The 12744-nt window shown below is 60.1% G+C and carries 16 protein-coding genes and 1 pseudogene; 7 read left to right on the forward strand and 10 right to left on the reverse strand.

Translation table 11 applies throughout. From position 1 onward, the window contains the following. Positions 1-219 precede the first annotated feature (219 nt). Together Q1W70_RS27205 and Q1W70_RS27210 are read left to right on the forward strand one after the other, a co-directional pair. A pseudogene (locus Q1W70_RS27205) lies at positions 220-366 on the forward strand (HAMP domain-containing protein); the annotation flags it as partial. A 102-nt stretch (positions 367-468) separates the two neighbouring features. Then, complete coding sequence (locus Q1W70_RS27210) at positions 469-1224, forward strand: methyl-accepting chemotaxis protein (protein WP_371927853.1); 756 nt, start codon at positions 469-471, stop codon at positions 1222-1224. Positions 1225-1273: 49 nt separating this feature from the next. Here the strand turns inward: Q1W70_RS27210 and Q1W70_RS01585 are convergent, their stop codons facing one another. The 4 genes from Q1W70_RS01585 to Q1W70_RS01600 are packed head-to-tail and all read right to left on the reverse strand — an operon-like array spanning position 1274 to position 3875. Next, the gene (locus tag Q1W70_RS01585; protein WP_182344011.1) at positions 1274-2587 is read right to left on the reverse strand and encodes a sensor histidine kinase; all 1314 of its coding nucleotides are present in this window, start codon (positions 2585-2587) and stop codon (positions 1274-1276) included. Further along, positions 2584-3252 (reverse strand): response regulator transcription factor, encoded by a 669-nt coding sequence (locus Q1W70_RS01590; RefSeq protein ID WP_166590794.1) that lies wholly within the window; start codon positions 3250-3252, stop codon positions 2584-2586. The genes Q1W70_RS01585 and Q1W70_RS01590 overlap by 4 nt, the downstream gene beginning before the upstream one ends. Positions 3253-3255: 3 nt before the next feature. Continuing rightward, entirely contained in the window at positions 3256-3567 is a 312-nt protein-coding gene (locus Q1W70_RS01595; RefSeq protein WP_166590795.1) for a PepSY domain-containing protein, read from the reverse strand. Beyond that, positions 3567-3875 (reverse strand): PepSY domain-containing protein, encoded by a 309-nt coding sequence (locus Q1W70_RS01600; RefSeq protein ID WP_185818642.1) that lies wholly within the window; start codon positions 3873-3875, stop codon positions 3567-3569. The genes Q1W70_RS01595 and Q1W70_RS01600 overlap by 1 nt, the downstream gene beginning before the upstream one ends. Before the next feature lie 124 nt (positions 3876-3999). On the opposite strand from Q1W70_RS01600, the gene Q1W70_RS01605 reads away from it, so the two are divergent. From Q1W70_RS01605 to Q1W70_RS01620, 4 genes are all read left to right on the forward strand, one after another. Beyond that, positions 4000-5079: a patatin-like phospholipase domain-containing protein gene (locus Q1W70_RS01605; RefSeq protein ID WP_185818643.1), complete on the forward strand. Its 1080-nt coding sequence runs from the start codon at positions 4000-4002 to the stop codon at positions 5077-5079. 277 nt (positions 5080-5356) lie between these two features. Continuing rightward, positions 5357-6529, forward strand: coding sequence for a tyrosine-type recombinase/integrase (locus Q1W70_RS01610; protein WP_302098541.1), 1173 nt, complete (start codon positions 5357-5359; stop codon positions 6527-6529). Between the two features lie 15 nt (positions 6530-6544). Further along, on the forward strand, positions 6545-7087 hold the full coding sequence (locus tag Q1W70_RS01615) for a hypothetical protein (RefSeq protein WP_302098542.1): 543 nt from the start codon (positions 6545-6547) through the stop codon (positions 7085-7087). A 93-nt stretch (positions 7088-7180) separates the two neighbouring features. Then, positions 7181-7390 (forward strand): hypothetical protein, encoded by a 210-nt coding sequence (locus tag Q1W70_RS01620; protein WP_302098543.1) that lies wholly within the window; start codon positions 7181-7183, stop codon positions 7388-7390. 122 nt (positions 7391-7512) lie between these two features. Here Q1W70_RS01620 and Q1W70_RS01625 read toward each other — a convergent pair whose 3' ends face one another. Continuing rightward, the gene (locus Q1W70_RS01625; protein ID WP_302098544.1) at positions 7513-7797 is read right to left on the reverse strand and encodes a helix-turn-helix domain-containing protein; all 285 of its coding nucleotides are present in this window, start codon (positions 7795-7797) and stop codon (positions 7513-7515) included. Between the two features lie 167 nt (positions 7798-7964). Then, the gene (locus Q1W70_RS01630) at positions 7965-8291 is read right to left on the reverse strand and encodes a type II toxin-antitoxin system RelE/ParE family toxin (RefSeq protein ID WP_302098545.1); all 327 of its coding nucleotides are present in this window, start codon (positions 8289-8291) and stop codon (positions 7965-7967) included. 348 nt (positions 8292-8639) lie between these two features. On the opposite strand from Q1W70_RS01630, the gene Q1W70_RS01635 reads away from it, so the two are divergent. Continuing rightward, positions 8640-9005 carry a hypothetical protein gene (locus Q1W70_RS01635; protein ID WP_436799875.1) on the forward strand — a complete coding sequence of 122 codons (366 nt, stop codon included), beginning with the start codon at positions 8640-8642 and terminating at the stop codon, positions 9003-9005. On the opposite strand, the gene Q1W70_RS01640 is transcribed toward Q1W70_RS01635, so the two are convergent. The 4 genes from Q1W70_RS01640 to Q1W70_RS01655 form a co-directional block, all read right to left on the reverse strand. Further along, positions 8974-9462, reverse strand: coding sequence for a DUF1353 domain-containing protein (locus tag Q1W70_RS01640; protein WP_302098547.1), 489 nt, complete (start codon positions 9460-9462; stop codon positions 8974-8976). The genes Q1W70_RS01635 and Q1W70_RS01640 overlap by 32 nt on opposite strands. Positions 9463-9471: 9 nt before the next feature. Then, on the reverse strand, positions 9472-9981 hold the full coding sequence (locus Q1W70_RS01645; protein WP_302098548.1) for a glycoside hydrolase family 24 protein: 510 nt from the start codon (positions 9979-9981) through the stop codon (positions 9472-9474). 99 nt (positions 9982-10080) lie between these two features. Beyond that, a complete protein-coding gene (locus Q1W70_RS01650) occupies positions 10081-10815 on the reverse strand; it encodes a hypothetical protein (protein ID WP_302098549.1) in 735 nt (244 codons plus the stop codon). 15 nt (positions 10816-10830) lie between these two features. Beyond that, entirely contained in the window at positions 10831-12744 is a 1914-nt protein-coding gene (locus Q1W70_RS01655; protein WP_302098550.1) for a hypothetical protein, read from the reverse strand.

Below are 12744 nucleotides of genomic sequence, written 5' to 3' on the forward strand. Positions count from 1 at the left end.
AGCCTGCGCAGCCAGCAGCAACTCAAGGTGCTGTCGCCATTCGAACCGATTCCCGGCGGCAAGGCCTGGGGGGTGTTGCTCGACGTGCCGCAACAGGTCGTGGTCGGCCCGGCGCAGGCCCTGCAGGCCGAACTCGACGCCACCAACACCACCGGCACCCTGATCGAGTTGGCCCTTGGCCTGATCGCCGCGGTCATCGGCCTGCTGCTGGTGTGGCTGATGGCCCGCAGCGTGACCCGGCCGATTCTCGGCGTGGCCCGGATGCTCGAAGACATCGCCAGCGGCGAAGGCGACCTGACGCGGCGCCTGGCCTACGACAAGCAGGACGAACTCGGGCAACTGGCCGGCTGGTTCAACCGCTTCCTCGACAAGCTGCAACCGATCATTGCCGAGGTCAAACGTTCGGTGCAGGACGCCCGCAGTACCGCCGACCAGTCCTCGGCCATCGCCACCCAGACCAGCGCCGGGATGGAGCAGCAGTACCGCCAGGTCGATCAAGTGGCCACTGCCTCCCACGAAATGAGCGCCACCGCCCAGGACGTCGCCCGCAGCGCGGCGCAGGCGGCACAAGCGGCGCGCGACGCGGACCAGGCCACCCGCCAGGGCCTGACCGTGATCGACCGCACCACCGCCAGCATCGACAGCCTGGCCGCCGACATGAGCACCGCCATGGGCCAGGTCGAAGGCCTGGCGGCCAACAGCGAGAAAATCGGTTCGGTGCTGGAAGTGATCCGCGCCATCGCCGAGCAGACCAACCTGCTGGCGCTCAACGCCGCCATTGAAGCGGCGCGCGCCGGGGAAGCCGGGCGCGGCTTTGCGGTGGTGGCCGACGAGGTGCGCAACCTCGCCCGCCGCACACAAGAGTCGGTGGAGGAAACCCGCCAGGTGATCGAGCAACTGCAAAGCGGCACCCAGCAAGTGGTCGGCGCCATGGGCAACAGCCACCGCCAGGCCCAGGGTAGCGTCGAGCAGGTTGGCCAGGCCGTGACCGCGCTGCGCCAGATCGGCGACGCGGTGACGGTGATTACCGACATGAACCTGCAGATCGCCAGTGCCGCCGAAGAACAGAGCGCGGTGGCCGAAGAGATCAACAACAACGTGGCCACCATCCGCGACGTGACCGAGTCGCTGTCGGGCCAGGCCAATGAATCGGCGCGAGTCAGCCAGTCGCTCAACAGCCTGGCCAACCAGCAGCAGAGCCTGATGGATCAGTTCCGGGTGTAAACCACCGCCGGTGGGGCGACCAGATGCGCCCCACCGGCCTGATCGGCCATCAGATCCTGGGTAACTCGATCACTACCCGCAACCCGCCCCACTGGCTTTCTTCCAAACGCAATTGCCCACCCCACGCCTCGACGATATCGCGCACGATGCCCAACCCCAGGCCATGCCCGTCGGTCTGTTCATCCAGGCGCGTACCCCGGCTCAATACCTGGTCGCGCTGGGTTTCGGGAATCCCCGGGCCATCGTCTTCGACCGCCAGCACAAACCCCTCGGGCGTCTGCGCCACGCTCAGGCGCACCTCGGCATCAGCCCATTTGCAGGCGTTGTCCAGCAGGTTGCCGAGCAATTCCAGCAGGTCCTCGCGATCCCATGGCAGGTGCAGGCCGGCCGGCGCGACGTAACTGAGGTCCAGGTGCTCGCCGTGAATCATGTTCAGGGTTGCCAGCAGCCCCGGCAGCTCGGCATCACAATCAAACAACGCGCCGGGCAAGGCGTCACCGGCCAGTCGCGCGCGGTTCAGTTCACGGTTCAGGCGCTGCTGCACCTGCTCCAGTTGCGCCTGCAGGACTTTGCGCAGCTCGGGATGGGCATCGAGCTTGTCGCTGGAAGCCAGGCTCAGCAACACCGCCAACGGGGTCTTCAGTGCATGGCCGAGGTTGCCCAGGGCGTTGCGCGAGCGCTTGAGGCTGTCTTCGGTGTGCGCCAGCAGGTGGTTGATCTGCGCCACCAGGGGTTCCAGTTCTTCGGGGACCTGGGCGTCCAGTTGCGAGCGCTGCCCCTGTTGCAATTGAGCGATCTGCTCACGGGCGTTTTCCAGCGGCCGCAGGGCGCGGCGTACAGTGACCCGCTGCAACAACAGAATCAGGAGCAGGCCGGCCAGGCCCAGGCCCAGGCCGATCTGGCGCATACGCCGAAAGCTCTCCTGCACCGGGGTGTAGTCCTGGGCCACGCTGATGGAGATCGACTGGCCCAGGCGCCGGTAGTCCGAGCGCAGCACCAGCAGATGTTGACCCTCCGGCCCTAATTGCGGGTTGCTGTGCAGGCCGGGCTGCTCGAGCAACGGCAGCTCCTTGTCCCACAACGAACGCGAACGCCAGTGGGTGTCGGCAAAGTCGATGCGGAAATAATGCCCGGAGAACGGCCGCTGATAGGCCGGCGACAGGCGGCGCTCATCCAGTTGGATCCCCTGTGGGCCACGCACCAGGGCCACCAGCAGATTTTCACTGTCGTTGCGCAGGCCCGCTTCAAGGTAACGTTGCAGCCCCTGTTCGAACAGCCACAGGCTGGTCTGCACCAGCACCAGGCCGACAATCAGCAGCACACTGACCAGGCCCAGGCTCAAACGCCGCTGGATCGACCTCACTGCGCCTGCCCGCCGAACAGGTAGCCCTGGCCTCGACGGGTTTCGATCACGCTGCGCCCCAGCTTGCGCCGCAGGTGGTTGACGTGGACTTCGAGGACATTGGAGTCGCGCTCGGTTTCGCCGTCGTAGAGGTGCTCGGCCAGGTGGCTCTTGGAGAGGATCTGCTGCGGGTGCAGCATGAAGTAGCGCAACAGGCGGAACTCGGCGGAGGTCAGCTGGATATCGGCACCATCGCGCACCACGCACTGCCGGCCTTCGTCCAGATGCAGGCCGGCGGACTTGAGCGTCGGCTGATTGGCCTGGCCGTGGGAACGGCGCAGCAGTGCTTGAATCCGCAGGTGCAGCTCTTCGGGGTGAAAGGGTTTGGTCAGGTAGTCGTCGGCGCCCGCCTTGAGCCCCTCGATGCGTTCGGCCCAGGAGTCGCGCGCGGTCAGCACCAGCACCGGCGTGGCCAGGCCACCCGCACGCCATTGGCTGAGCACTTCCAGGCCCGGCATCCCCGGCAGGCCGAGGTCAAGGACGATCAGGTCATAGGGTTCGCTGCTGCCCTGGTACACGGCATCGCGTCCATCGGCCAGCCAGTCCACCGCGTAACCCTGGCGATTGAGTCCGGCCAGCAACTCGTCGGCCAGCGGCACGTGGTCTTCCACCAGAAGCAAACGCATCGATCAATCTTCCTTGTCTTTGAGTAAACGGCCGGTCCTGGCGTCCAGGTCCAGCTCACGCACCACGCCCTGGGGGGTCAGCAGTTCGACTTCATAAATGTAGACGTCATGTTTCTCTTCCAGCTCCGCCTCCAGGAGCTTGGCGCCGGGGTAGCGGTCCAGCGCCTGCTGCAGCAGTTGCTCCAGCGGCAGGATCACGCCTTGCTGGCGCAGGCGCAGGGCTTCGTCCTGATCGAGATCGCGGGCCACTGCCAGTGAACAGACCGCCAGTAGCGCCAGGGCAGCCAGCCCATAAGCGCGCAGATTTACCTTCATTACGTATCCTGATGATCCTTGAGTAGCTGCCCGGTGACAGCGTCCAATTCCAGGTCCCACTCAATGCCTTGTTGGTCACGCAACTCGATCTGATAGATGTACTTGCCGTACTCTTCTTCCAGTTCGGTTTCGGTAATGGTCGCGCCGGGGTGTTTGGCCAGTGCGCTGGCATTGAGCTTCTCGAAAGACACAATGGTACCAGCGTCACGCAATCTCAGGGCTTCATCCGGGCCCAGGTCGCGGGCGTGGGCCAGGTTGGCCGTCAGGGCGACAAGGCTGGCGGTGAACAGGGTGATCAGGGTTTTCATCGGCGGTCTCCAGATCCGTAGGGACCCAGACTACCGGCAACAACTTAATTGAAACTGAATCGTCATCATCGATGGACGGCGTACACCCACCCCGCAAGCCAGGCTTGCACAACGCGAGAGCTGCATGAGCGCTATCCACATCAAATTCCCGGCCCTGACCCTCAAGGCCGGACCGCGGGCTTTCACGCGGATTCGTCAACAGGGCCTGAACGCGATGCAGGTGGGCACGCTGCCCGGTGCCGCCGGCGGCCCGAAAGCCCTGGGTATCCAGGGCCTGGACCTGGCGCTGTTCGGTGAGTGGCTGCCGACCGCACCCCGTGAGCGCTCGCTGATTGGCGCTTCGGTGGGTTCCTGGCGCTTCGCCAGTGCTTGCTTGCCGGACGCCGCCGAAGGCATCCGGCGCCTGGGCCAGCTCTACACCGAACAGCACTTCAGCAAGGGCGTGAGCATGGCGCAGATCAGCCAGAGCTCGCGGCGCATGCTCGATGAACTGCTCGACGGCCGCGATGCGCGGATCCTCGACAACCCCCATTACCGCTTGAACATCATGGTGGTCAAAAGCCACGGCCTGCTGGCGGATGATCACCGCGGCCGCCTGGGCCTGGGGCTGTCGTCGGTGATCGCCGACAACCTGCGGGGACGCGCGCGCTTGTCGCGGCATTTCGAACGGCTGATCATCCACGACCCGCGCCTGGCGCCTCCGCTCAATGCCCTGCATGACTTCCCCTCGCGCTATGTCGCGCTGAATGCCGGTAACCTGCGCCAGGCCTTGCTCGCGTCGGGCTCGATCCCGATGGTCATGGAAGGCGTGCGCGATCTGCCAGGGGCCGGGCCCGGTACCTTCCGCGACGGTGGCCTGCTGGACTATCACCTCGACCTGCCCTACAGCGGCGACGACATCGTGCTCTACCCGCACTTCACCGACCGGGTGATCCCCGGCTGGTTCGACAAGACCCTGCCCTGGCGTCGCGCCTGCCCCCAACGCCTGCAGGATGTGCTGTTGCTGGCGCCGTCCAAGGACTACCTGGCCCGCCTGCCCTACGGCAAACTCCCGGACCGCAACGACTTCAAGCGTTTCATGGACGATGCAGCAGGCCGCCAGAAGTACTGGCGCACCACCATGCAGGAAAGCCAGCGCCTGGGCGACGAGTTCCTCGAACTGGCCACCAACGGCCGCCTGGGCGAGCACTTGCTGACCCTTTAGTCAGTGTTTTCCCGCAAGCGTTATTTCAAGCTGTTAAACTCGCCCCCTGCCCCCATCGCCGCGGGCGATAGCCACCTGACAGAGCTCAAACCACTGTGGAAATTTTCAAAGATTCCACGGTGGGATCCCGCCAAAAACCTCTCCGTACCAAAATCTCCCCGTAGCGCCGGCCTTTCGGCCAATTCCCGTATCACCCAGTACCGCGCAGTACCTTCCCAATGCAACCCTGTTAGTACATCATCCAGTACATCGAGAACTGAAAGCATAGGATGTACTAGTGGCCCTCACGGATACGGCAGCCAGGCAGGCGAAGCCAAAAGAAAAAGCGTACACCCTCCCCGACGCACTGGGGCTTTCGCTCTACGTGGCCACCAGTGGCATCAAGAGCTGGCATTTCAGATTTACTTGGCTTGGAAAGCAGGCGCGAATTTCATTCGGGACGTACCCGGATACCGGCCTAAAGGACGCGCGCTCACGCAGAGATGAAGCGCGGGAAGATATCGCGAAAGGGATTGACCCACGCGAATCGAGAAAGGAGAAAAAAGAGGGATTGATCGATGCCAGCGGTCGCACCTTTCGCAAGGTGTACGAAGAGTGGCTCGCCTTCAGAAAAAGCAGTATCTCCCCTGGCACCCATCGAATCATCAGCAACTTGATGGATCTGGACGTACTGCCAACATTCGGGCCCAGGCAAATTGACTCGATAAAGCGAGCTGACGTCATCAGCCTGATTCGCCGAATCGAAAAGCGGGGATCGGTAGTCACGGCCGTGAAGGTCCGCCAGCGGATGGGCCAGGTGTTCAGCTATGCCATCGCCACCGGAATTATCGAAGCCAACCCAACCGCTGAAATGCATGCGGTCACCGAGAAAGGCGCCCAGAGCAGGCCGCACCCGTTCCTGCCGTTCAGCGAACTGCCCAAGACGATGGCGGCCATAAAGGAGTGCGTTGCGGGCCACCAGTTGCGGTCGGCGATCATGTTGATGATCTATACCGCATCACGCCCGGGCGAAGTCAGGCATGCAGAGTGGTCTGAAATCGACCTGGAAGCGGCCACCTGGACAACGCCGGCATCCAAGATGAAGATGCGCCGCGATCATTCGGTACCACTCCCCGCCCAGGCTATCGACCTTCTGAAGAGCATGCTGCCGATCACTGGCGGGTTGCGCTACGTGTTCACGAACCGAAGCGACCCAACCATGCCAATCGGCACCAACTATGCGAACAGCGTCATGGAAATCTGCGGCCTGACCGGCAAACAGTCCCCCCACGGGTTCCGCCACTTGTTTTCCACCGAGATGAACGGGCGCGGCTATAACCGGGACTGGATCGAGCGGCAGCTGGCTCACGCCGACAGCAGCTTCATTCGTGACGTGTACAATCATGCGGCCTATCTCGAGCAGCGCCGAGAAATGATGCAGCAATGGGCCGATTTAGTTTCCCCTACATAAAAAAATGGAGGCCACATGCCAGTCCCAAAAAACGTATGGAAATCGATACAAGCAGATATGCGTGCAGTTACTGCGCTTACGAAGAACCAGTGCGACATTCATGCCCTCGCCGCCATGTTCAGCTCAGTCGATAAAATGGCATGGTTATCCAGCAGCAACATCGATCATGGCGGCAAAGAATTCAAGAAATGGGTTGACGACTACTTTTTGGTCAATACCAACTTCGCATTAAACGCTGAAGATCTATGGGCTGCGCGATGCGGACTTCTTCACGCGGGCTCTGCAGAATCAAAACTTTACCGTCATGGCAAAGCTAAACAAATTTTCTATGCCGTAGGGCAGCGCCGATCAGATGCAGAGGTAAAAGCAGAGCTTGATTCAAAGCTACCTCAAATTGGCCTGACTGCTGATGAAGTGGTTGCAGTTCATTGTATGGATCTTTTTGACCTATGGATCGCTTCGGCAGAGCGATTCACTAACGCCATAGAGAGTGATCCGGCGCTGGAGGCAAGAACCGAGATGCGCGCAGCAAAGCAGTTGGCCATCTTCCCTTTTTGATAATTAGCTTTGCCTGGCGCCGATCGCTTCGGCGTCACTTCCGAACACCCACCCCTGCGCCTGCTACGCTTTCCTCTTCCACGGAGGAACACCATGCCCAATTCTGACCTACTCCCTTCCCTGCTGTTCAAGATCAATGAAAACCAGCTCGCCCTGGAAGCCGCCATCATGGAACTCACGAACTGGGTCGAGCAGCGAGGCGCGCCCGAAATCGCCGATAACGTGCGTGGCGCCCTGGACACGATCGACAAAAATGAAGAATTCATCAAGTTGACGCTTGCGGTCTTGATGGCACCTGTATGAACAGAGGCTCGCCGCAATTTTCCGATGGTGTTCACGTAACTTGCCTGGGGGGCAAGCTACTTCCAAAAAAAAACGGGCCCGCCCCATGGCCAGCCCGTTTTTAAATCAACACCTGAGTCAGGTCAGGCGGCTTTCTGCTTTACAATAAAATCGATTTCCAGATCGGCGTTGGTCAACAAATTTACCAGAGCATCAAGGGAAAATTTCTCAATTTTTCCATTGAGCAAGTCGCTCAGTCGCGGCTGTGTTACGTGCAGCTGTCGCGCCGCGTCCTTCTGCGGAATGTCCCAAGACTTGACGGTCCGGGTCAGTACGCGCATCAGTTTGGAGCGCAGCCGAAGGTTTTCGGCTTCTTCTGGCGAATCAACCAACGCATCCCACACGGAGGTAGAGCGTTCGTTTGCCATTCAAGAGTTCCTCTCTTTACTAGTATAACGGTGAGTTTTTCACAGTACTCGAACAATAAATTACGATTGAGTTGCGCTGCAGGTGAAGGCCTACCCCTTCAACCGGAGGGTGAAGAGGTTAGTGCCGCCCTCCTTCACCCGTTAGGGTGAAGGGTTGGGTATAGCTGTCAGCCCAGCGACTTGAACCGAGCTTTCGCCAGGTCAATGTCGTGCTTTTCCGTCTTTTCAGTAGTCTTCCTGAACGCATGCAGGACATAGATTGCGTCCGGCAGGTTGACCACATAAAACACGCGAAAAGCCCCATCTTTGCATTTGATACGGATTTCCCGTACTCCCGGCCCTACGCTATCCATTGGTTTCCAGTCGGCGGGGTCATCGCCATCCTGAATTAACTCAAGCTGATATCCGGCCCGCTGTCTTGCCACAGGCGGAAATTCCCGCAGGTCTTCCTTACTACTGCCAACCCATTCGATCGGTTTTTGCTGGTCCTGCATGTTTGGATCTCCATAAATTTTGTCGTCGCCTACGCGGAAACATTGGTCCAGTCTTGGTCATGGTCTACATCCTGTGGTTGTTGATTGGCTGCGTACCCGTTGCCTCACTTTTGTGGCGTTAAACGGGGTTTGCGACTGCAGCGAAGAAAATATTATATCCGTTTCGAGATAACGTCAAGCAAACGGCTGAATATTATCTCGATATAGATATACGTCAAAATTCCATCATAATGTTGACCGCAATAGTGAGGGTTTTTGTCACGATGCCTCACAGCTTGTCGAATTCACCTCGTCTGGTGCGCCCAGCTCGATTACTGTATGTACAGACAGTATTCATAAGGCATGACCGTGAATTCCTACGAAATCGAAGACACCTCCGACTGGCTCGGCTCGCCAACCGAGCTAGAAACCTGCCAGCAGTACATGCTCATGCTGGAGAACGAAGTCCAGGAGCTTACCCTGCAACTGCGCAAAGCCCGGGAGGACATCTTCGGCTTGGTTCAGATGAACGGCCAGCTTTCCAATGAGAAGTCGAAACTCAAGATCGAGCTCGGCACCGCCAACACGCAGATCGAGCGCCTTCACACCAAAACTTCAGAGATGGACATTCAAGTCAGGAGCCTCCTCCTCATCAAAGACCAGCGCGACCACTTGCTCCGGCAGATGGGAATCCACAACGACATCAAGACAAGCGAGCATCATCCCTCGACGTAGCCTTCCAGGCTGCCTCGAGCTTGCGCTTCAATGGCGTGGTGGAGGGCTTTTCGATGCGGGCCAGCTCTCGGTACATGCTCACCCCCTGATAGATCGCCCAGCGCTTCCACTCTGGCACTCCAAGCACTCCCATGGACTCGCAGAAGATCTCATCGCAGCGCACACGCGTGATGCTCACCAGCTCGCCGGCGACCACGATCGCCAGGTACTCGCACAGCAGGTCGTGCACAACGGCAGCCTGGCCGTAGCTCCCCCACGGTGGAATCAGGTTCCATAGCAACTGCGGCACGCTGGCCCCGTCGGTGAGATAGCCCGCCGGGACAGTGACCCACTGCTCGCTGTACTTGCTGCTCAGGTAGTAGCGGAACGACGTGATCACCCGCCAGTGATCGGCGCCGAGGATCTTGCTGGCCTCGGCGTCGTAACGGATATCCAGCGGGGCGGTAAATGAGTGCATCCCTACCCCTCACGACAACGTGCCGCCCGCCAGGCGGAACTGCTTGATCAAGTCCTCGAGGCGGTGCTCCCGCTGGCCGTAGTTGGCCCCGGGCAGACTGGCCCAGATGTTCCGGCACTTGCTGATGGCCGTCTCGATCCGGCCGGCGTGCACGTCGGGCAGAGCTCGGCATTCGCGTATGTGCTGTAGGGCCACCAGGTCCTGGCTGATCGGACTGAAGTCCGGAAGCTTCAGCAGTGCCCGGTAATGCGGCCAGTCCTTGAGCATCTGCTGGTAGCGGCCGGAGGCGTTCGAGGTCAGGCCCTTGCTGTTGATGACCTTGGACTTCCGGCCCCTAGCAAAGGGATGATCGGTGAAGTCCTTGAACACCTCCGGCTTTCCGTCGATGCCGGTGACGATCACGTCGTAGCCATTCATGGCCGTGGCCGGCGATGTGCCGGTACCCTCTGCCCAAGCCAGCATATCGAGGAAGGCGAGTGCGTTGCGGCTCCCTGCCCTGCTCTCTGAAAGTCTTGCCATCGCTTTTCTCCAAGCCAAAAAAACCCGCACTCGGCGGGCTATCAAATTTCGGGCACAAAAAAACCGCTCAAGGCGGCCGCGTTGAAACGGGGCGTTGGTTCAGACAATGATGCCCTTGCGTGCCGCGTAGGCACGGAGGTCGGCGACGGTCTTCGCCAACTCGTCGGCGGTCAGTGCCACGCTGTGATGCTGGAACACGGCAACATCGTTCACCCCGTTGTGTGAACTCAGGTAGCCCGAGCCAATTCGAATGGTTCGTGGCGCTAGACGACGAGGGACAAGCTGCGTGTTGGTGTTGGTCAGGTTCGCAGTGTGCGACTTGGTCGTAACACCAGCTGCCGAGATGGTGACCGAATACAGGCCAAATGCCGCCAGATTGACCGGGGTGATAGAGGTCACGACGTTGCTGTTACCGGCTTCGTCTATACCAAAGCCAGCCGTACCAGAGAGGCGATCACCCATAACGATCGGGCAATACATGCTGACGCCACTCAGGGCTCCGCTTAGGTATGAACCGCAAAACATGGCAATCCCCGCTGGGTTTGCCGGGTCGGAGACTTGCCGGGCAATAACCAGCATGGTCAGCTCGGTGGTTTCCGGGATCTGCGTCTGAATGTAGTTCGTGGCTCCTTTCAGGCTGACATATCCAGGGAAGGGTGCTGGATTGCCAACAATGCTGCCTTGCAACTTACCCGGGGCGTAGTTGCGGGCGCACTTCTCCAGCGAGGTATTCAGAAAAAAAATCCCCTCCAGGCCGCGTCGAACCGGGGCGGCATACTCGGTTGCGTATTGTTCGGCATCAACGCCTTTGGCTACTACTTGAACACCACTCATCAATAAATCCTCTTTTTAGAAACCAGCCTTGCGGTCGTACTGAAACATCACGCAAGGATTGTGAAGGGCAAAGGTGTTACCCAGTGGCGATACCGCGGTGTCGTAAAGGCCGTGAGTGTCACGCAAGTTTCCCCGCGCACCGGATACAGGACCGGAATGTGCCGCGTCGCCAGGACGGCCTCGCGCATAACTCAACGTCGCATCGGCGGCGGCCGGTCGTGACAATGCGAGACGAACTGAACCTGGCGCATTGATGGATACGCCAGTGATAAGGTCCGGCACCACGACCCCTCCCTCTCTAATGTCAAAGCCAAAGTTATGCGTTAGCGCGGCCAGTTCGGCATCCAGCACCAACTCACCGCGCGGAACGTGGAACTGAATGTCGACGTGCTCATCACTCCAATCCACGGCGGTGGGCTCCAGAGGGCGCCACTTGCCACCGCGCCGAATCATGGTTTCGTAAATCGCACGGCTCTTGTACTCGCCCAACAACCAGCTCGCTTCATTGGTCAAGTGCAGGTTGTCCGACGCTACCGGGAACATGTAGACCGGAACGGCAAGGGCCACGTCATCACGCTGGCGACTGATGCGCCACTGGGTCAGTGCGATCGGCATATCATCGCGGCTGTAGCGACGGTGAGCGCCCACCTGGTACGAGAAGAGGTAAGGGCGAAACTTCTGCCCGGTAATCCCAACGATTTTTTCCGTCAGCGTGTCGAACAGGTACAGCTGATATTGCATGTACTGGTAAGGCGAGTCGTCGAACTGAGCGCTGATATAGTTGCTTTCTCCCTGCGTCCAGGAGTAGGCCCAGACGGAGTACGACTTGCCCTCAAGGTCGGCCAAGCGCTTGCAGTCGGCGATGCTCTGCACCATGTTTTCGAAGTCGTTGCTGATACCCATCGGCAGCGGCGACAGCTGCTCCACCGATCGACCGGAGCGGCCAGGCGACATTCCAGCCATAACCCAGCGATCTACAGCCTCACCTGCCGCCACTGCGCGGCGAGTGACACCGTTGCAAATGCCGGTCACAGGCGTTTCACCTTCGCTGGTACCGGTGCTTTCAACCAGAGGAGCAAAAGCAGACGGATCGTACGCCCCCTCCCCCGCGCGCACCTTGACGCCGCTTGCCAGCATGACGTTTTGAAAAGGCTGAGTCAGGGAGATAGCCGGCAGCGCCTGGACGCCTCTAGCCAGCGATTGACCGTACTCAATGATTTGCTTGATGTCGGTCCTCAGCTGCTGATCGAGCAACGCGAACGGCGGCAATGCGTGCGCCGCTGGCCCTGACGACGGACCAAAAAACGCCCTGGCGCTGTTGAGTCCACCGATCACAAAACCATGGCCGTCAACAAACTCGATCCCAGGGTGCTCAGTAGGTTTGGTGAACAGGCCGTTGACCCCCCCCCCGGCGGCGCCCAATCGAGCGATCATGAACCCGTTTGAGTCCGTGAGCTCCATGCCGTCACCCGCATTGCGCAGCTTCGCTCCCAGCATATCCAGCGCGCCATCTGCCATGAGCTTCAACAGGGTGAAGCGGTTGGCATCCAGGAATGAGCAGGCGACGGTACCATCCCCACCACTGTTAAAGTCGATCAGTTCGCGCATTGCCGTCAGTGCAGTAGCGTTCGGGTATGTGTCGAGTTCTTGGGGCACCCCTGCCTCATTACGATAGACCGTCACATACTCGTCGGCGGCACTGGAAAGGACACTGAAATTCGTTCCCGGTGCGGTTCCAGTCAACCCCCGCTCTACGGTCGTGTAGGGCATCGCCCCGCCCAGCAGCGTTGCCAGGTTGGTCATAACCATAGCGAGGGTCGGCCTCATCACGCCGCCAACGTCCATCATTTTGATTTGCTCGGACAGCAGCAGTTCGTTCGCTGTATCGATTGTCACGGCAAGCCGGGCGAGATCCGATGGTCCGCTCAT

The sequence above is a fragment of the Pseudomonas kielensis genome (assembly GCF_030505375.1).
GTDB lineage: Bacteria > Pseudomonadota > Gammaproteobacteria > Pseudomonadales > Pseudomonadaceae > Aquipseudomonas > Aquipseudomonas kielensis.

Excerpts from the sequence above, each read along its gene's own strand:
- Q1W70_RS27210 (WP_371927853.1), top strand. The coding sequence starts at position 469 with ATGGAGCAGCAGTACCGCCAGGTCGATCAAGTGGCCACTGCCTCCCAC.
- Q1W70_RS01590 (WP_166590794.1), bottom strand. The coding sequence starts at position 3,252 with ATGCGTTTGCTTCTGGTGGAAGACCACGTGCCGCTGGCCGACGAGTTG.
- Q1W70_RS01595 (WP_166590795.1), bottom strand. The coding sequence starts at position 3,567 with ATGAAGGTAAATCTGCGCGCTTATGGGCTGGCTGCCCTGGCGCTACTG.
- Q1W70_RS01600 (WP_185818642.1), bottom strand. The coding sequence starts at position 3,875 with ATGAAAACCCTGATCACCCTGTTCACCGCCAGCCTTGTCGCCCTGACG.
- Q1W70_RS01605 (WP_185818643.1), top strand. The coding sequence starts at position 4,000 with ATGAGCGCTATCCACATCAAATTCCCGGCCCTGACCCTCAAGGCCGGA.
- Q1W70_RS01615 (WP_302098542.1), top strand. The coding sequence starts at position 6,545 with ATGCCAGTCCCAAAAAACGTATGGAAATCGATACAAGCAGATATGCGT.
- Q1W70_RS01620 (WP_302098543.1), top strand. The coding sequence starts at position 7,181 with ATGCCCAATTCTGACCTACTCCCTTCCCTGCTGTTCAAGATCAATGAA.
- Q1W70_RS01625 (WP_302098544.1), bottom strand. The coding sequence starts at position 7,797 with ATGGCAAACGAACGCTCTACCTCCGTGTGGGATGCGTTGGTTGATTCG.
- Q1W70_RS01630 (WP_302098545.1), bottom strand. The coding sequence starts at position 8,291 with ATGCAGGACCAGCAAAAACCGATCGAATGGGTTGGCAGTAGTAAGGAA.
- Q1W70_RS01640 (WP_302098547.1), bottom strand. The coding sequence starts at position 9,462 with ATGCACTCATTTACCGCCCCGCTGGATATCCGTTACGACGCCGAGGCC.
- Q1W70_RS01645 (WP_302098548.1), bottom strand. The coding sequence starts at position 9,981 with ATGGCAAGACTTTCAGAGAGCAGGGCAGGGAGCCGCAACGCACTCGCC.
- Q1W70_RS01650 (WP_302098549.1), bottom strand. The coding sequence starts at position 10,815 with ATGAGTGGTGTTCAAGTAGTAGCCAAAGGCGTTGATGCCGAACAATAC.
- Q1W70_RS01655 (WP_302098550.1), bottom strand. The coding sequence starts at position 12,744 with ATGAGCGGACCATCGGATCTCGCCCGGCTTGCCGTGACAATCGATACA.